Raw genomic sequence first — 17,643 nt, forward strand, 5'->3', positions numbered from 1 at the left:
AATCCTTCGGTGGTCTGCGGTTAGTCAGGGAGGAGACGCAGGGTGCCGGCCGCGGCGGTCTGTCCGACGACGCTGCCGACGATCCGTGGGCCGTACCGGTCGTACTTCGAGTGGTAGGCCGCGTCGACCGCGCTGTGAACATCGCCCTCCGGGACCTCGAAGACGACGTCGCGCTCGATCCCGCCGGCCTGGATCCGGCCGCGGCCGCTGATCGTGGCGCGCCGGAACCAGGGGTTGTCGGTGCCGTAGGCGGACCGGACGTAGAGCTCGTCGCCGGCACGCACCACCCAGATGGTCACGAACGGCCGAAGAGACCCGTCGGTCCGCCGGGAGCTGACCTGCAGCTCGGTCGCCCGTCCGACCCGCTCCAGTTCCTGCTCGCTCCATCCACTCACCTCGCCGACACCGCCTTTTCGCAGTCGGTGTCGGTGAGGTGTTCACCCCAGGTCGTCTCCGGTACGTCGGGATTGCCGGTGCCTTCCCAGATGGCCAGGTGGGTCATGAAGCAATCGGCGGTCGCGCCGTGCCAGTGCCACTCCCCCGGCGGGGTGTGCACGGTGTCGCCGGGGCGCATCACGATCACCTGTCCGTCCCGGGTACCGACCAGGCCGACGCCCTCGGTGACGTGCAGCGTCTGGCCCATGGCGTGCACATGCCAGGCGGTGTGAGCGCCTGGTGCGAAGTGGACCGCGTTCACGCGGGCACGAGACGGCTCCTCACCGCTGTAGATCTGGTCGAACCAGACCTCGCCTACGAACCAGTCGCCGGGGCCTTTCCCGGTCGCGGGCTTCGTCAGTTTCTCCATGTCTGCCAGTGAACGGTCTGCCGCGTACCAGCGGGAGTCACTGTTGTTACAGGTAATGCCAGTACCTCCTTCAGGGTCGGGGGCCCGTCTACGGTGGAGGCATGGACAACCGAGCTGCGATCCGCGAGTTTCTCGCCTCGAGGCGAGCGCGGATCACGCCCGAGCAGGCGGGTCTGCCGGCGTACGGCGGCAACCGCCGGGTCAAGGGGCTGCGCCGCGAAGAGGTCGCCATGCTGGCGGGAATGAGTATCGACTACTACGTGCGGCTGGAGCGCGGGAACCTGGCCGGGGCGTCCGACACCGTCCTGGAAGGACTTGCCCGCGCGCTGCAGCTGGACGACGCCGAGCGTGCTCACCTGTTCGATCTCGCCCGCGCCGCCGAACCGGCTCCCGCGCGCAGTCGCAAGACCGCGCCCGCGACCGTTCCGGCCAGCGTCCAGCTCGTGCTCGACTCCGTGACCGATGCACCGGCCTGGGTCCGCAACGCCCGCCACGACATGCTCGCGGCGAACCGGATGGCCCGCGCGCTCTACGCTCCGCTGCTCGCGGACCCGCGGCGCCCCGCCAACAGCGCCCGTTTCGCCTACCTCGACCCGGCGTCACACGACTTCTTCCGGGATTGGGAACGCGTCGCCGACGACATCGCCGCCATGCTGCGCTCCGAAGCCGGGCGCAATCCGCACGACAAGCTGCTGATCGAACTCATCGGTGAGCTGTCGACCCGCAGCGAGGACTTCCGCACCCGCTGGGCGGCCCACAACGTCCGCTTCCACCGCACCGGCCTGAAGAAGCTCCACCACCCGGTCGTCGGCGACCTGGACCTGACGTTCGAGGCGATGGAGTTCCCCGCCCACCCGGGACTCACCCTCGTTGTGTACGTCGCTCCCGTCGACAGCCCGACCGCCGACAGCCTCAAACTCCTCGCCAGCTGGGCCGCCAGCACGGAGGTACCCCAGCACTAGGGAGCACCTGACCGCCTGACTGCCACCTCGACGAACTTGGCGAGGTCTGCGGAGCGACTGCCGGCCGGCCAGACGACCAGCATCTGGTACGGCTCGACGTCGGTCACCGGGCGGTAAACGACGTCCGGCCGGATGTTGCGCTCGGCCATGGACTGCGGAACCAGCGCAACCGCCTGCCCGAACGCGACCACCTCCAGCAGTTGCGACGAGTCCTGCACGATCGGCCCGTCCACCGAGTCGTCCGGCCGCGCCGACCAGTAGTTGCGCTCAGCAACATTGGCCCGGCTCCACCGCGGCGCCGGAATTCCCGCCAGATCATCAGCCGCGAGCACCTCCCGCGCCGCCAACTCGTGCCGCGCCGGAAGCGCGGCAACCCGCGGTTCCGTGTACAGCAGCTCGGTTTCCAGCCCGTGGTCGTCGAACGGCCGACTCACCAGCGCAACATCCGCCCGTCCGTCCCGAACCATGTCGGCCTGCTCCCCGAACCCGCTCACCACCACCTGAACACCCGGCAGCTCATCCTGGAGCTCGGTCACAATCCGATGCAGCACTTCCGTGGCCACACCGGGTTTCGCCGTCACCACGAGTCCTCCGGACGACTGGCCGGCCCGCTGCGTCCGTCGTACCGCCGAGTCGAGCGCGTCCAGCACCGGCCCCGACTCCTTGAGCAGGGTCTCCCCCGCCTCGGTCAGCGCGAGGCGAGGGCCGGAACGGTCGAACAGGTCGACGCCGAGACGGTGCTCGAGCTGGCGCATCGCGCGGGACAGCGGCGGCTGCGCAATCCCCAGACGCTCGGCGGCGCGGGTGATGTTCAGGTCTTCGGCGACCGCGCGGAAATACCGCAGTTCGCGGATCTCGGGTTCCGGCATACCTCCAGGGTATGGCGGACCACCTGATCGGTGTTGGTCCGCGGGGGTGGGTCCGCGCTGGACTGGAGGCATGAATCAGAACGAAGTCGCCCTGGTGACGGGCGGGAACAAAGGCATCGGCCACGAGATCGTGCGCCAGCTCGCGGCGCGCGGGCTCACGGTGTATCTGGGCGCACGGAACCCGGCGCTGGGTGCTCGCGCCGCGGAGGAGCTGGCCGGCGACGTGCGGTTTGTCCAGCTGGACGTGACCGACGTGGAGTCGGTCGCTGCGGCCGCCAAGCAGGTCGAGACCGACTCCGGCCGGCTCGATGCGCTGGTGAACAACGCGGGCATCGTGTCGGAGTGGGGTACGGCGGTCGCTGACATCACGGCCGAACAGGTTCGATCGGCGTACGACGTGAACGTGTTCGGCGTGGTCGCGGTGATCAACGCCTTCGTACCGCTCCTGCGGCGATCGCCGAACGCGCGGATCGTGAACATGTCGAGCGGACTCGGCTCGGTCAACCTCCTCTCGGAACTCGACGGCCGCCTCGCATCCCAAGGACTGCTCGCCTACAGCTCGTCGAAGGCAGCGCTCAACGCCCTGACCCTGGTCTACGCAAGCGCCCTGCGCACGGACAACATCAAGGTGAACGCCGCCACACCGGGCCTCGTACCAACCGACCTGAACACGCAGGCATCCGTACCACGCGGCGAGCGAACCGTGGCCGACGGAGCAGCCGTCCCGGTCGCTCTCGCAACACTCCCGGCCGACGGACCCACCGGCGTCTTCAGAGGACCTGAGTCACTGGCCGACGTGGCCCCGTGGTGAGCGCCTGACGGGCTATCAGCAAGGTGATCGTGGTGCCGAGGATGCCGGCTGCTGCCATGGTGAGGTTTGGGGCGACGAAGGAGCCGACGACGCCGCCCAGGGCGATACTGACGCCCTGAATGGCCATCAGTCCGCTGGTTTGGACGGTGAATAGGCGGCCGCGGTACGACGGGTCGGCGTGCTGCAGGATCAGCGGATCGATGCCCTGGTTGAAGGCGTAGCCGGTGCCGGAGATCGCGAGGAGTACCGCGGCGACCGGGATCGACGGTGTGGACAGGAACGCGATCGCGGGGAGCTGGCTGGTCAGGAGGAACGGGACGACGAGCCGTCGCCGCGCGGAAGGGGTGAACCGCGCGACGACGAGCTCGCCGAGCACGCTGCCGGCGGCGTACCCGGTGAACAACGCGCCGGCGGCAGCGGCTGCGACGCCGACCTGGGCGGTGTAGGCGACGGCCAGTCCGTCCGGGACGGACGAGAACGCCGGGGCCACCCAGGTCAACAGGATCAGGTTGCGAAGTTTGGCGTTGGCGAACAGCATCCGCAGCCCGGTCCACGAGTCGCGGACCGTGTTGCTCGTGCGCTCCCCCGGCGGCGTGTACGGCGTACCCGTCGCGATCAGCACCGCCGACGCGACGAAGGTCACCGCGTCGAGCGCCAGCAGCCAGTTCGCGCCGACCACCGCGACCGCGATACCGCCGAGCGCGAATCCGGTCAGCACCGCGACCTGACTGATTGCCCTCAGCAAGGATCTGCCGACCGGGAAGAGATCGGCCGGCAACAGATGCGCGAGACTGGCGGCCCGTGCGCCCGCGAAGATCGGCGCGACGATCCCGCTCACCAGCAACAGTCCGAGCAGGCCGCCCACCGGCATTCCCGGTATCAGCATCAGTCCGATGGCCACCGCGCTGACCACATCGCACGCGACCAGGACCCGGCGCGCGGGGAATCGGTCCGCGATCGACGAGAACAGCACGCCACTCACGGCGTACGGCAGGAACGAGCAGGCCAGGACGAGGGCCGACAGCAACGGCGATCCGGTCCGCTCGAAGATCAGGATGGACAACGCGACCTGCGCCGCCACAGTCCCCAGCATCGAGACGGTGTGGGCGGCGTACACGGCGCGCAGGCCGGGAAGGCTGAGTACAGCTCGGTAGGACCTCACGCGGCGAGAGTGCACGCGTCCGGGGTGGGCGGCGTAGAGTTTTGGTTGTGGCCGAAAGTTCGGGTTCGTGACGGTACTGCGGTTCACGCAGGCGGACGCGCTGCGGTGCCGGTTCGGGGCGTCTCCGTTGTGGGAGACGATGTCCGCGGTGCGGGTGCTGAACGGATCGAAGCACCGGCCGTTGTACGCCGATTGGATCGCGGCGAAGCGGGAATCGGCAGCGCGACTCGACCTGCGCGGACTGCAGGCGGTGCAGCCCCGCGTGGGTTTCACGCCGGACTTCCTGACCCCGCCGCCGAAGGCCTCCCGAGCGAAGTTCGCGACCGAGATCGCCCGCGTCCGTAGTACCCCGCTAGAGACGGTTCGCACCGAACTGATCCGGTCACGCGAGGAGTTGAAGAACCCCGGAGCGCCGGAGATCGACAAGATGCTGGACGATCTGGCCGGCACCCGCGCGCGGCTCGCCGACGAGATCGAGGGCGCCTGGGAGACCCTGATCAAGCCGGACTGGCCGTTGATCAGCCGCGTCCTCGAGGACGACATCGCGTACCGCGGTCAGCAGCTGACCGACGGCGGCCTGGCCGGGCTGTTCGACGATCTGCACCCGACCCTGGACTGGGAGGACGACCGTCTGATCGCCGCCCGGTACCGCTCCGAGGACCGCGATCTCGCCGGACAGGGCCTCCTCCTGGTTCCCGGGGTCTTCGCCTGGCCGTACCTCGTGATCGTCGCCGACCCGGCGTACCACCCGACGCTCGTCTATCCGGCCCGCGGCGCGGCCCGCCTGTGGTCCGACGCTCCTGCCCCACCGGACCCGCTGGCCCGCCTCCTCGGCCGCACCCGCGCGACCCTCCTCGTAGCGCTCGACCCACCCGCCACGACCAGCGCGCTCGCCGCCCAGTACAACCTCGCCCTCGCCACGGTCGCCGAACACTTGTCGGCGTTGTACGACGCGGGTCTCGCGACACGCCGTCGTACCGGTCACCAGGTCCACTACCGCCGTACGGAAGTGGGACAGGCCGTCATCGACGCCTCCGTCGGATAACAGGCACGCGGCGCGAGAATGCTGAGATGAACAAGCCGACGAAGGTGCGTCCGCCCAGCACCCGCCACACGCGGCGCTGGCCGGCCTCACTGGCGGTGGTCGCGGTTCTGGCGCTGCAGGTGCTCGTGCCGACGCAGATCAACGCGCTGCCGCGGTGGCTCATGCCCTTGCTCGGTGGACTTCTGCTGCTGCCGCTGGTGTGGATGAACCCGTTCCACCTGCGCCGCGACGAGCCCTGGCTGCGGTCGGTCGAGCTCGTCCTGCTCGCGGTCCTGGTCGCTGTGAACGCGTACTACCTGGCCGGAATGATCTTCTTCCTGAACAACGGAGAAGCAGGAGACGGCAAGGTCCTGGTCAAGAGCGCGCTGCTGATCTGGGTGACGAACGTGGTCGCATTCGCAGTCTGGTACTGGGAGATCGACCGCGGCGGGCCGTTCGCCCGGGCGCCCGAGCACGAGCGTGAGACCGAGCGCGCGGATCTGCTGTTCCCGCAGATGACCGTCGACCTGGAGGGGTGGAAGGGCTGGCTGCCCGGGTTCACCGACTATCTGTTCGTCTCGTTCACCGCCGCGACCGCGTTCAGCCCGACCGACACGATGCCGCTGACGGCCCGGACGAAGATGCTGATGGGTATCCAGTCGGCGATCGCGCTGCTCACCGTCGCGATCGTCGCGGCCCGCGCGGTGAATGTCCTCTGAGATCACCCTCGACAGCGATGTAATGGGCATGAGAGCGTTATGGCCATGTACAGCTCGAAGTCGGTGGGGTTGGGGTTCGCGGTGTTCTCCGCGGTCACGTTCGGCGGGTCGGGCCCGTTCGCGAAGGCGCTGATCGGCGCCGGTTTCACGCCGCAGCAGGCGGCCTGGTTACGGATCCTCGGCGCCGCCGCGGTGCTGGTTCCGCTCGTGCTGGTCTTCCGCGGTCGCGCCGGGCTGCGCTCGGCGCGGGCTTCCTGGAAGGCGCTGGTGCTCTACGGCCTGACCGGGATCGCCGGCTGCCAGACGCTGTTCTTCGTCGCGGCCAGCCGGTTGCCCGTCGGCGTGGCGCTGATGCTCGAGTTCTCCGGGCCCGTGCTGGTGGTGGCGTGGCTGAAGTTCGGCCAGAAGGTCGCCGTACCGCGGTCGGCCGCGATCGGAGTGAGTATCGCGGTCGTCGGTCTCGCGACGGTGGCGGAGATCTGGTCCGGGTTGCGGATCGACCTGATCGGTCTGCTCGCCGGCCTCGGCGCGGCGGCGTGCCAGGCGACGTACTTCATCCTGATCGACAAGCTGACCGGCGCCGCGGATCCGCTCGTCATGACCGCGGCCGGCAGCGTGGTCGGCGCCGTCGTGCTGACGCTGATCGCCGCGCCGTGGGGTACGCCGTGGCACGTGCTGGTCGACTCGATCGCGATCGGCCAGCGGCACGCTCCCGGCTGGGTGATGGCCGCGTGGCTGATCCTGGTGAGCACGGTCGTCGCCTACCTGGCAGGCGCTGCCGCCGTGCAGCGGCTCTCGGCGCCGATCGCGGGTGCGGTCGCGTACGTCGAGGTGGTGGCGGCCTGCGTGTTCGCGCTGATCCTGCTCGGCGAGACGCTGCGGACCAACCAGATCATCGGCGGCGTGATCGTGCTTGCCGGCGCGTTCGTGGCCCAGTCGTCGGTGGGGAAGGTCGCGTCTCCGGAGATTCCCGACGCTTCCCCCTCCGACGTACTGGATCCGGTCATCTGAGCGAGTCCACCAGTTCCCGCGGCAGACCGTGGGTTTCGTGCAGGTATTCGTAGTCGGTGTCGTCGAGGGACTTGTGGAACCGTTCGTGGCTGAGCACCTTGCGGCCGCGGTCGAGCAGGTTGCTGAACCGGATCTCCTCGTCGATCAGGATCCGCCGGATCAGCGTCACGGTCTCGCCCTGGTGGAAATGGCCGAGCGTGTGCTCGAACAGCTCGATCGGCAGGTCGGACAGCGACCGCGACTCGTCGGTCTGCCAGAGGATTGTCAGCAATCTGCGGATCAGCCGGCGCAGCACGTACCCGCGACCGGTGTTCGACGGGTGCACGCCGTCGCCGACGATCACGATGCTGGACCGCAGGTGATCGATGACGATCCGCTGCGAGCGCTCGTCCAGCGTCCAGAGCTTCGGGATGATCCGCATCCACGGCTCGAACAGCGAGGTCTCGAACACCGACTGCCTGCCCTCCAGGAGCATCGTCAGCCGCTCCAGGCCGAGACCGGTGTCGATGTTCTGCTGCTCGAGTTCCTCGAGGGAGCCGTCGTCGTGGCGGCGGTACCGCATCATCACGTGGTTCCACACCTCGACCCAGCGGTCGTCGGTGGTCGGCGTACCCTCCGGCTCCCTGTCATCACCGTCGCCGGTCCACACGAAGATCTCCGAGTCCGGACCGCACGGACCGGTCGGGCCGTTCGACCACCAGTTGTCGTCGATGGTCAGCTCGATCGGTAGCCCGAGCTCCTGCCAGGTGCGGAGCGACTCCTGATCCAACGGCACTTGATCGTCGCCGCCGAACACGGTCACGTACATCCGCCGCGGGTCCAGGCCGAACCGGGTGGTGAGCAGCTCGTACCCCCAGCGCAGAGTCTCGGTGCTGCCGTAGTCCCCCAGCGACCACGAGCCCAGCATCTCGAACACCGTCAGGTGGGTCGGATCCCCCACCTCGTCGAGATCGGTGGTTCGCAGGCATCGCTGGATGCCCACGAGTCTGCGTCCCAGTGGATGTGGTTCGCCTTCCAGGTACGGCGTGAGCGGATGCATCCCCGAGGTCGTGAAGAGCACGGGATCGCCGAGCCGCGGAATGAGCGTGGACCCGGTCGTCGGGACGTGGTCGCGGTCGATGAAGAAGTCGATGAAAGTCCTGCTGATGCTCATGGTTCTCGTCCTTGTCGAATTCAGGACCGGAACCAGACCACCGGGCTGCTTCAAACAACAACACCGGCGAACCGTTTCCGGTCGCCGGTGGAAGATTCAGAATGTCAGGCCGCGGCAGCCGGAGAGCGTGAAGCTCGTACGGCTGCGGCAAGTCGGAACATTCGGTGCATGCCGGCCAGAGTACACGATTTCCACCATCCGCTGTCCACCCTTTCCCGACACCCCCGGGTCAGGCGTCCAGCAGTTCCCGCAGGACGGCGCCCGACCTCCCCCAGGTCCACTCGTCCTCGATCCACTTCCGCCCAGCGGCCCCCAGGGCAGCACGGTCCTGGGCATTCGTCAGCAGTTCGACCAGGCGGACGCCTACGGCAGCTGGGTTGTACGGGTCGACCAAGTACCCCGTCGTACCGTGCACCACCGTGTCGGCCGCGCCACCGGAATCCCCGACCACCACGGGCTTTCCGGTCGCGGACGCCTCCAGCGTGACGATGCCGAGCGCCTCCGGTTCCAGCCCGAACCGCCGCGTCCGGCACGGCATCGCGAACACATCGGCAGCATCGACGTACGGCGGAATCTCGGGCCACGGAACCGGCCCCGTGAACACCACCGCGTCCGCCACGCCGGCGGTCACCGCCAACTCCTCGAGGTATTCGCGGTCCGGCCCACCGCCCACCAGCAGCAGCCGCGCGTCAGGCACCGACCGCTGGACCCGCGACCACGCGCGGATCAGCGTGTCCTGCCCCTTCCGGCGAATCAGCCGCGACACACAGGCAACCACCGGACGGCCGTCCAGCCCGAGCCCCTCGCGGATCTGCTCTCCCCCACATCCCGGAGCGAACCGGCTCGTGTCGACCCCTGGCGTCAGCCTCCGCATCCGTTGCGCTGCCGCCGGCGACAACGCCGGAGCGATCCGTTCGGCACACCACGACGACACCGTCGTCACCGTGTCGGCCGCATCACCGATCCGCCGCAACGCCCGCCGGGCCCCGGGTACGCCGGCCCACCACGTCTCATGCCCGTGCGTCATCGCGACGATCCGCCGCGCACCGGCCCGTCGCAGCGCCGGACCCATCAACCCGAGCGGAGCGGCCGCGCCGAACAGGATCCGGTCGGCGCCGTACTCACGCATCAGCCCGACGGCCCGCTTCGTGACACGGGCCGTCGGCAACAACATCGACGTCCGGTCCCGGATCACGGGGAACGGCAGCGTCGCGTCGTACGCCGTGTCCCCTGGCTCGCGGGAGGTGTAGACGACGACGTGGTGCAGTTCGTCGCACAACGAGCGGACGAACGTCTCGATCCCGCCCTGGCGCGGCGGGAAGTCGTTGGTGACGACCAGGACGGTCATCGTCGAGCCAGCGGTGGGACCTTGCCGCCGTTCTCGGCGGCCCAGGCACGACCCATCGCGATCCGCTCCGGCGCGGTCGGGTGGCTGGCGAACATCCAGTACCGCCAGGCGCTCGGGTCGAGTCCCGAGATGTTCCGGACGGCGAGGTCGTGCTGCATCGCGACGAAGTCCTGCGGGTCGTCCGTCAGGCGGAGCGAGTGGTAGTCGGCACGCGCCTCGATCTTGCGGCTCACCAGATTCTGGACAGGGCTCGCCAGCGTGGTACCGGCCACGATCAGCGCGACCAAGACCGCCGTACGCCGCGGGTCCGCGATCCGGGCCCCGAGCAACAAGTACAGCACCGTGATGCCGAACGCCGTACCGAGCACGCCGATCAACGTGCCGTGCAGTACGTCGTCCTCGGCGGCGTGACCGAGTTCGTGCGCGACCACGAGCCGGACCTGCGCGGGCGGCGTGTCCTTCAGGAGCGTGTCGTAGACGACCAGCCGACGGGTCGAGCCGAAGCCGGACACGTACGCGTTCAGGGCGGTGGTCCGCTTCGACGCGTCCGCGACCAGCACATCCTTGAGCGGTACGCCGTCCTCGGCCGCGAGCTTCAGGAAGTCGTTGCGCTGGGCACCGGCCGGCATCGACGTGAAGTCGTTGAACCGCGGCTCGATCAGCACCGGGTAGGCGAACGACACGCCCAGCACGAGCAGCGCGCCGGCGATTGCCCCGGGCAACCACCAGCCCTGGCGCCGGCGTTTCGCCAACCCCACCAGGACAATCGCGAGTACCCCCACCCCGAGCGAGGTGATCGCCCAGTTCACGCCGCGGTCCCAGACCCACAACCGCCAGTTCTCCACGGACAACCCGTACTTCAGGCTGACTCGCTGGGCGAGTACGTCGGTCGGCACGGTGAGCAGGTTGGTGATCAGGGCGATCCCGGCGACCGTGACCGGTACGGCGAGGAACCACCAGCGGATGCGCAGACCGTCGTACAACCGGCGGCCCAGCGGGCTCAAGCCGATCACCAGCGGGACCACGACCGAGATGATCCAGGACGCCGTCGACCAGCGGAGGATCTCGTGCCGGAACGCGTTCTGGCGGGCGATCTCCGCGGCCGTGAAGTCCAGCGCGGCGTCCGGCTTCGGCAGGTCGATCAGGTGCCACGGCGTCGTGACCGCGATCGTGAAGACCAGCGCGAGCGCCAGCAGTCCACCCGCGGCGCGCGGCGCCCATGGACTGGAAGGTTTCTCAGGCACCGGCGAGCCGCTCGAGGTACTTCTGCCACTCCGCGACGAACTCGGCCTCGGTCATCCCGAGCACCGACTTGAACGCGTCCGGCAGCCCGGCCGAGGTCTTCGACGCGTGCACCGCCCGGTAGAACCTCACCAACTTGTCCTGTCCCTCGCGCTCGGCGATCAGCCTGCAGGCCAGCCACGCCGACTCGTACGCCTGCGGCAGCTCGGTCGCCGACGCCGCGAACGCCTCCGGGGTCGGCAAGGTGGCCGGCACCTTCCCCGCACGCACCGCCTTGAACAACTCCTTCGCCGCCGACTCGTCCTGCACGGGTACGGCGGTGAAGGCGACATAATCCGCGAAGCCTTCGGCGAGCCACAACGGCACCGGCGAGGCGGTCGCGGTCGACGCGACGTGCGTGGTCTCGTGGGTCAGCACGATCCGCCGGCCCTGCTTGCCGAGCTCCTCGAACAGCTTCGGGTTCGCGACGATCCGCACCGGCGCGCCGATGGCAGGCGTGTCCAGCTCGGCCATCGTGACGGCGGCGATCTGGGTGTACGTGTTCGGCTGTGCGCCCAGGACACCTTCCATCTGGGTCTGTTTCGCGGGCAGGTAGACGACCACCTTCTGCCGCCAGCCCTTGCCCCACACCTTCGTCACCGACTCGACGGCCTTGTCGGCGACCGAAACGTAGCTTCTCGCCTCCGATTCCGAGTCGAGGCTGATCACCAGGCTTTGCTTGCCCTTGGCCAGGGCGATCGGGCCGAGCGCCCAGACCGGCCGACGCTGCCCCGCCACGAACCGCTCCGAGAACGAGGCGGCGTACGTCTTCCCGTCGCGGGTCACGAACGTCACCGGGAGGGTTTCGCGCGCGGGCTTCACGTCGTACCCGGAGAGCTGCCAGGAGACCTCGACCTGCGCCAGCCAGGACTGCGTCCCGCCGAGCTCGGCCTGCCGGTCCGGGGTCAGGGCAGCGCTGTCGTCGCTCACGTAGCGTAGCTGGAAGGTACCGAGCGGGAGCGTGCTGAGGTTGCTGAAGATCGTCCGCGCGCTGGCCCGGAACGCCGTGGCCTTCGGGTCGATGGTGTTCAGGAACTCGGTACGGTCCTCGTTCCCGACCGCGTCGGTCATCTTCTGCAGCACCGCTTCGCCGGCGACCGCCCGCTGTACGCCGGCCTGGGCCTGATCGGGCGTGGTCGGCGAGGACTGCGACGGCTGGTGCGCTGCGACGCCGTTCGGGTCGGCCGGGGCGTTGGCGATGTGCTCGAGCCCGGCGTACCCGGCACCGGCGACCAGGCAGACAGCGACACCGAGCGCGACCTTCTTCAGGATCGGCGCGAACGGCGGGCGCTGCGGACCGTCGGCGTACGACTCCGACAGGTGATCGAACGGCTCCTCAGCGTCACTGGCCGATGGGATCACCGGCAGCGGAACCGTATCGCCGTGCTCGTCGATCACCTCGGCCCCTCGCTGCTCACCTGCCCCAGTCAGGCGGGACACCCGGCCTCCTCCGACACTACGGCATCACCGTGAAACGGATCGGCTCCGGGGAGAACCCCGGAGCCGATGAGTATGTCAACGTCGCAGGTCAGCCCGGACGGACCGCGGTGTTGTACGGGTTCTCGTCGAGCGGGGCGATCTCCACGCTCTTACCCGGACGGGGAGCGTGCACGATCCGGCCATTGCCGAGGTAGATGCCGACGTGGCTGATCGGGCTGAAGAAGAAGACCAGGTCGCCCGGCATGAGCTCGGACTTGCTGACCCGGCGGCCCTCGCCGGCCTGCGCCTTCGACGAGTGCGAGAGGGAAACGCCGGCCTTGCCCCAGGCGTACATGGTCAGGCCCGAGCAGTCGTACGAGTTGGGACCTGCGGCGCCCCAGACGTAGGAGTCACCGAGCTGGGACAGGGCGGCGTTGATCGCGATCTTCGCGCGGCCACTGGCCGGAACGTTCGGCAGGTTCTTGTCATCGCCGGTCCGGTCGCCGTCACGGGTCGGGCGCTGCTTGCGCGCCTCCTCCGCCTCCTTGGCGTTCTCTTCCTCGATCCGCTTGCGCTCGGCGTCGCTGAGCTTGTCGAGCACCTTCTGGGCGGCGTCGAGCTTGGACTGGAGCTGAGCCTTGAGCGCGTCCTGCTTCGCCTGCACGGCATGCAGCGCGGCCAGCTCGGTCTGTGCGCTCGCCTGCAGGTCGGTCAGCTTGCCCTGCGCGACCTGGTAGCGACGCAGCGCCGAGTTCTGCTGGCCGGCGAAGGCCTGCGCGGTGGACGCCTGGCTGAGGAACTGGTCGGGGTTGCTCGACAGCAACAGCTGCGCCGTCGTGGAGATGCCCGAGGTCTGGTAGCCGGCCACCGCGAGGGAGCCGATCTGCCGCTTCACCGAGTCCACCTGGGCCTGCTGCTTGGCGATACCGGCCTGCAGGGCCTTCACCCGGGCGGACGACGCGGTGATCTGCCCGCGTAGGTCGTTGGCCGACTCACCTGCCTCTTCGGCCTGGTGCTGGAGCGTGGCGATCTGCTGCTTCGCCTGCTCCAGAGTGGGCTTCGGGTCGGCGTCCGCCGCTCCCTGGATGAAGATCACTCCCGCGACGACAGCGGTGCTGGTGATGGCGGCGAGGGCGATTCCCCTGGTGCGGTTGATGCGTCCGATGGACACAGCCCGGTCGGTCCCTTCCTCTGCTCGCGCCGTCCCCGTTGACCAGGCCTGCCGCGGACAGCTGTCCACGGATCCGCCGGATCACTCTCTCGGCTTGCTGCTGCCCGGTCGGCCGGAGCGGCCGACACCCTGAGGCAACGAGAGGTAACAGTAGTGACCGTTTCGTGACCAGTGCAATTCGCCCCTCGGGTTTGATCCAAAATTTACGAAGGATCACCCTGACCCAACGGCCGTTTCGTCTTCTCCGGCAGGCGATTCGGCAGCAATGTCCGGCTCGACACTACTGACCGCGTGCACGAGGCGCAGCGGTGGGACCAGGCCCGAGTCCGCGAGCGCGTCCAGGGCGGCCTTCTCGTCGTCGTCGATGCGCAGGCTGCCGGACCGTTCCTCCGAGAATCCGAGCACCACCGTGACGACGCAGTCCTGGCACCCCGGGCCCTTCATCACACAAGCGTCGCAGTCGATCAGCACAACATCCTCCAAGTGGGGAAGCACCCGGACTTGCATCCGGCTGAGAAGGACGCTAGAGAACCCCGCCGACAGTTTTTGTTGCCCGCCAGGGCCTACGTGCGTGCGATGCGTGCGGTCAGGCTGCTCGCGGACAGTGCGCGGGCGCCGAGTTTGATGATGCTTTCGGCAACCTCACGGTCGGTGGAGACGACCACCACCGGGCGGCCGGGAGGCTCGGCGCGGACCAGTTGCCGGATCACCTCGTCGGCGATCACCCCGGCCGGACTGAACCGCACACGCACACCACGCGGTGGATTCAGCTGCACCGGCCCCGACAGTTCGGCGCCGTCGAACACCACAGTGACCTCGATCCGGCGTTGCGCGACCAGTGCACCCAGAGCTGTGACGAGTCGCTGACGCTGCGAGTGCAACGGCGAGTTCGGCCAGGCGGTCTTCGTCACGTTGTAGCCGTCGATGATCAGATGCACCTGCGGCAACGCCAGCAGTTCGTCGAACAACGCCGGGTCGTCCTCAGGCGCCGTACGTCCGACCGGGGCCGCGTCGGGCTCGGAGCCGGCCACGGTGTCCGCCGGACGGAGCTCTCCCCCGGGCGGCAACGCCAGCTCGCGGCGCAGGCCGCTCGCTGCCTCGAGCACCGTGTCGAGCAACAGCCGGGTGCGCGTCGACGCGAGCTCCCGCTCCTGTCCCGCCGTACGCCGGGCCGCGTGCTCGACCGCTTCCAGTTCGGTGATCCGGGTGCGGAGCTTGCGCAGTTCACGCTCGACTTCGGCACGTGCCGCGTCGACGCGTTCGTCGGCGCTCTCGGCCTCTTTGGTGCGTTGCTCGACCTCGGTCTGCAGGCCGGTGATCCGCTGCCGTGCCTCGTTGAGCTTGCGCCGGAGCGTGACGTTCTCGGCCTTGAGCTCGTTGACTTGTTCACGAAGCCGTTCGCGGACCTGCCGGGTCTCGGTGCGCGCCTGGTCGAGCTGGTCGGCGAGCCGGTTGACGGCTTCCTCGTCAGCGCGCGGATTCTCCACCGGGACCTGTGCGGCCGCGGCGACGCGCTGCTCCCAGTCGTCCGGGCGCAACAGGTACGCGAGCGCGGCGACCTCCACCGGATCCGCGGCCGGTACGGCGACACCGTCGGCCACCGCATCGCCGAGCTCCGGGTGCTCCCGCCGTACCTCGAAGGCGGTGAGCCGGCGGAAATGGTCGTCGGTCTCCAGGATCGGCCCGAGCACCGAGGCGGACAGCTTCGCCCGCTTCGCCGGCGCGAAACTGGCGAACCGGCGCAGCGGCGCGGGGATGTCGGACGCGGGCAGCTGGCCGAGTGCGTGCGCGGCGAGGGTCAGGACGCGTTGCCGGACCGGTTCAGGCAAAGTCGTAGCGGCGGAGCTCGCGGCGGTGCCGGCCTCAGTCACCGGTCCGCAGTCCGGCCGGAACGATGAGCTGGCTGGGCCAGTGACGCAGACCACAGCGAACGGGCATCCGGCCCGGAATCGCGGTGATCGCCTGTGTACGCATACAGAGAGCCTAGTCGACTCGCAGGCGTGTCACCTGCGGAATTGTCGGTGGCGGCTCTTAGCGTCGTGGCCATGACCAGCCCAGGGCATGCGCCGGCCCAGGATTCCGTAGCGCATCCGTTGCTGCCGATCCGCGGTGTGCAGCACAGCTTCGACGACCTGGGGACGCCGTTGCGGGACGTCACGTTCTGCGTCGTCGACCTGGAGACCACAGGCAATCCGCCGGGCGAGGGCGGTATCACCGAGATCGGCGCGGTCAAGGTGCGGGCCGGCGAGGTGATCGGCGAGTTCCAGACGCTGGTGAACCCGTCGGAGTCGATCCCGCCGTTCATCGCCGTACTGACCGGCATCACGAACGGGATGGTTGCCACGTCCCCCCGGATCGAGTCGGTGCTGCCCGCGTTCCTGGAGTTCGCGCGAGGCTGCGTGATGGTCGCCCACAACGCGCCGTTCGACATGGGCTTCCTGAAACACGAGAGCCTGGTGCACGGGTACGACTGGCCCGACTTCGCGGTCGTCGACACCGCGCTGCTGGCGCGTCGCGTGATCACCCCGGACGAGGCGCCGAACTGCAAACTCGGCACGCTGGCCAAGCTGTTCCGGACCACGACCACGCCGAACCACCGCGCACTGTCCGACGCCCGCGCCACCGTCGACGTGCTGCACGGGCTGTTCGAGCGGGTCGGGTCGTTGGGCGTGCAAACGGTGGAGGACCTGCAGACGTTCTCGTCGCGGGTCGCGCCGGCCGTCCGGGCCAAGCGCCACCTGGCCGAGTCGTTGCCGCACGCACCGGGTGTGTACCTGTTCACCGACGACCGCGGCGAGGTGCTGTACGTCGGGAAGTCCAAGGACCTGCGCACGCGGGTCCGCTCGTACTTCACCGCCTCCGAGACCAGGAACCGGATCGGCGAGATGGTCGGCATCGCGACGGCCGTCCGCGGGATCGAGTGCGGGACGCCGCTGGAGGCCGAGGTACGGGAGTTGCGGCTGATCGCGGAACACAAACCGCGGTACAACCGGCGGTCCAAGTTCCCGGAGCGGCAGCACTGGCTGAAGGTCACGGTCGAACCGTTTCCGCGGTTGTCGCTGGTCAAACAGGTGCGCGACGACGACGCCGGGTACCTCGGGCCGTTCAGCTCGCGGAAGACGGCCGAGCGGGCGATGGCCGCGCTGCACGAGGCGTTCCCGATCCGGCAGTGCACCGCGCGGATGTCCAGGCACCCGCAGTTGTCGCCGTGCGTGCTGGCCGAGATGGGTCGCTGCGTCGCGCCCTGCGACGGGCGGATCTCGATGGATTCGTACGGCGAGTTCGTCGAGGCGCTGCGGTCGGCGCTGACCGTGGACCCGACACCCGTGGTGGACGCGCTCGACCGGCGGATCGACGTACTGTCCGCGGACGAGCGGTTCGAGGACGCCGCGGTCCATCGGGACCGGCTGAGCGCGTTCGTGCGGAGCTCGGCGCGGATGCAGCGGATGGCGTCGCTCACCGGATGCGCCGAGATCTGTGCCGCCAGGCGGACCGACGACGGGGGCTGGGAGTTGCACGTGATCCGGCGCGGGCGACTCGCGGCGGCCGGGTTCAGCCCGCGTGGGACCGACCCGCGGCCGCATCTGGAGATGCTGCGCGCTTCGGCCGAGACGGTGCTGCCCGGGATCGGGCCGGTCGCGGCGGCGTCACCGGAGGAGATCGAGCTGATCCTGCGCTGGCTCGAGCTCCCGGGCATCCGCCTGGTCGAGATGGACGGCACCTGGACCTGCCCGGTCGGCGGCGCCGGGCGGCACCTCACGCGCCTCGACAACTCGCACACCGACAACCACAAGCACCCCACCGAACGCCGCCGCAACCTCCGCCCGCTGGGCCCTGCTCGGGTTGGTTAGGCCTCGACGACGGCGACGGCGGTGCGGCGCCTCGGCCACACTATGCTTCGGCCCATT

The 17,643-nt window shown here is 69.1% G+C and carries 17 protein-coding genes; 6 read left to right on the top strand and 11 right to left on the bottom strand.

The genetic code is table 11. The features are described from left to right. Positions 1 to 20 precede the first annotated feature (20 nt). Both EV647_RS04675 and EV647_RS04680 read right to left on the bottom strand, forming a co-directional pair. The gene (locus EV647_RS04675) at positions 21 to 395 is read right to left on the bottom strand and encodes a DUF2255 family protein (protein WP_133998895.1); all 375 of its coding nucleotides are present in this window, start codon (positions 393 to 395) and stop codon (positions 21 to 23) included. Continuing rightward, positions 392 to 805 (bottom strand): cupin domain-containing protein, encoded by a 414-nt coding sequence (locus EV647_RS04680; RefSeq protein WP_133998898.1) that lies wholly within the window; start codon positions 803 to 805, stop codon positions 392 to 394. Before EV647_RS04680 ends, EV647_RS04675 begins: the two co-directional genes overlap by 4 nt. A 101-nt stretch (positions 806 to 906) precedes the next feature. Here EV647_RS04680 and EV647_RS04685 point away from each other — a divergent pair, with 101 nt between their 5' ends. Then, positions 907 to 1,767, top strand: a complete 861-nt coding sequence (locus tag EV647_RS04685; RefSeq protein WP_133998901.1) for a helix-turn-helix transcriptional regulator — start codon at positions 907 to 909, stop codon at positions 1,765 to 1,767. Here the strand turns inward: EV647_RS04685 and EV647_RS04690 are convergent. Then, entirely contained in the window at positions 1,764 to 2,636 is an 873-nt protein-coding gene (locus EV647_RS04690) for a LysR family transcriptional regulator (RefSeq protein ID WP_133998904.1), read from the bottom strand. The genes EV647_RS04685 and EV647_RS04690 overlap by 4 nt on opposite strands. A 70-nt stretch (positions 2,637 to 2,706) precedes the next feature. Between EV647_RS04690 and EV647_RS04695 the strand changes: the two genes are divergently transcribed. After that, entirely contained in the window at positions 2,707 to 3,447 is a 741-nt protein-coding gene (locus EV647_RS04695; RefSeq protein ID WP_133998907.1) for an SDR family oxidoreductase, read from the top strand. On the opposite strand, the gene EV647_RS04700 is transcribed toward EV647_RS04695, so the two are convergent. Then, positions 3,407 to 4,609, bottom strand: coding sequence for an MFS transporter (locus EV647_RS04700; RefSeq protein WP_238177031.1), 1,203 nt, complete (start codon positions 4,607 to 4,609; stop codon positions 3,407 to 3,409). The genes EV647_RS04695 and EV647_RS04700 overlap by 41 nt on opposite strands. Before the next feature lie 67 nt (positions 4,610 to 4,676). Here EV647_RS04700 and EV647_RS42815 point away from each other — a divergent pair, with 67 nt between their 5' ends. From EV647_RS42815 to EV647_RS04715, 3 genes are read left to right on the top strand one after another with little or no spacing between them, the layout of a single operon-like run. Beyond that, positions 4,677 to 5,654, top strand: coding sequence for a DUF5937 family protein (locus EV647_RS42815; RefSeq protein WP_238177032.1), 978 nt, complete (start codon positions 4,677 to 4,679; stop codon positions 5,652 to 5,654). A 26-nt stretch (positions 5,655 to 5,680) separates the two neighbouring features. Further along, complete coding sequence (locus EV647_RS04710) at positions 5,681 to 6,352, top strand: DUF1345 domain-containing protein (protein ID WP_202876039.1); 672 nt, start codon at positions 5,681 to 5,683, stop codon at positions 6,350 to 6,352. A gap of 39 nt (positions 6,353 to 6,391) precedes the next feature. Next, the gene (locus EV647_RS04715; RefSeq protein ID WP_133998917.1) at positions 6,392 to 7,363 is read left to right on the top strand and encodes a DMT family transporter; all 972 of its coding nucleotides are present in this window, start codon (positions 6,392 to 6,394) and stop codon (positions 7,361 to 7,363) included. On the opposite strand, the gene EV647_RS04720 is transcribed toward EV647_RS04715, so the two are convergent. The 7 genes from EV647_RS04720 to EV647_RS04750 all read right to left on the bottom strand — a co-directional run bounded on the left by EV647_RS04720 (position 7,356) and on the right by EV647_RS04750 (position 15,606). Next, positions 7,356 to 8,516: an alanine--tRNA ligase-related protein gene (locus EV647_RS04720; RefSeq protein WP_133998920.1), complete on the bottom strand. Its 1,161-nt coding sequence runs from the start codon at positions 8,514 to 8,516 to the stop codon at positions 7,356 to 7,358. The genes EV647_RS04715 and EV647_RS04720 overlap by 8 nt on opposite strands. A 229-nt stretch (positions 8,517 to 8,745) precedes the next feature. Continuing rightward, positions 8,746 to 9,864, bottom strand: a complete 1,119-nt coding sequence (locus EV647_RS04725; RefSeq protein WP_133998923.1) for a glycosyltransferase family 4 protein — start codon at positions 9,862 to 9,864, stop codon at positions 8,746 to 8,748. Further along, a complete protein-coding gene (locus EV647_RS04730) occupies positions 9,861 to 11,108 on the bottom strand; it encodes a M48 family metallopeptidase (RefSeq protein ID WP_133998926.1) in 1,248 nt (415 codons plus the stop codon). Before EV647_RS04730 ends, EV647_RS04725 begins: the two co-directional genes overlap by 4 nt. Further along, positions 11,101 to 12,585 carry a hypothetical protein gene (locus EV647_RS04735; RefSeq protein WP_133998929.1) on the bottom strand — a complete coding sequence of 495 codons (1,485 nt, stop codon included), beginning with the start codon at positions 12,583 to 12,585 and terminating at the stop codon, positions 11,101 to 11,103. Before EV647_RS04735 ends, EV647_RS04730 begins: the two co-directional genes overlap by 8 nt. Before the next feature lie 88 nt (positions 12,586 to 12,673). Beyond that, entirely contained in the window at positions 12,674 to 13,735 is a 1,062-nt protein-coding gene (locus EV647_RS04740; RefSeq protein WP_133998932.1) for a C40 family peptidase, read from the bottom strand. Positions 13,736 to 13,948: 213 nt separating this feature from the next. Next, entirely contained in the window at positions 13,949 to 14,179 is a 231-nt protein-coding gene (locus tag EV647_RS04745) for a hypothetical protein (RefSeq protein WP_311136370.1), read from the bottom strand. A 119-nt stretch (positions 14,180 to 14,298) separates the two neighbouring features. Beyond that, positions 14,299 to 15,606: an NYN domain-containing protein gene (locus EV647_RS04750; protein WP_133998935.1), complete on the bottom strand. Its 1,308-nt coding sequence runs from the start codon at positions 15,604 to 15,606 to the stop codon at positions 14,299 to 14,301. A 174-nt stretch (positions 15,607 to 15,780) separates the two neighbouring features. Here EV647_RS04750 and EV647_RS04755 point away from each other — a divergent pair, with 174 nt between their 5' ends. Then, positions 15,781 to 17,586: a DEDD exonuclease domain-containing protein gene (locus EV647_RS04755; protein ID WP_133998938.1), complete on the top strand. Its 1,806-nt coding sequence runs from the start codon at positions 15,781 to 15,783 to the stop codon at positions 17,584 to 17,586. Positions 17,587 to 17,643 lie beyond the last annotated feature (57 nt).

Source organism: Kribbella sp. VKM Ac-2566, from assembly GCF_004366005.1.
GTDB lineage: Bacteria > Actinomycetota > Actinomycetes > Propionibacteriales > Kribbellaceae > Kribbella > Kribbella pratensis.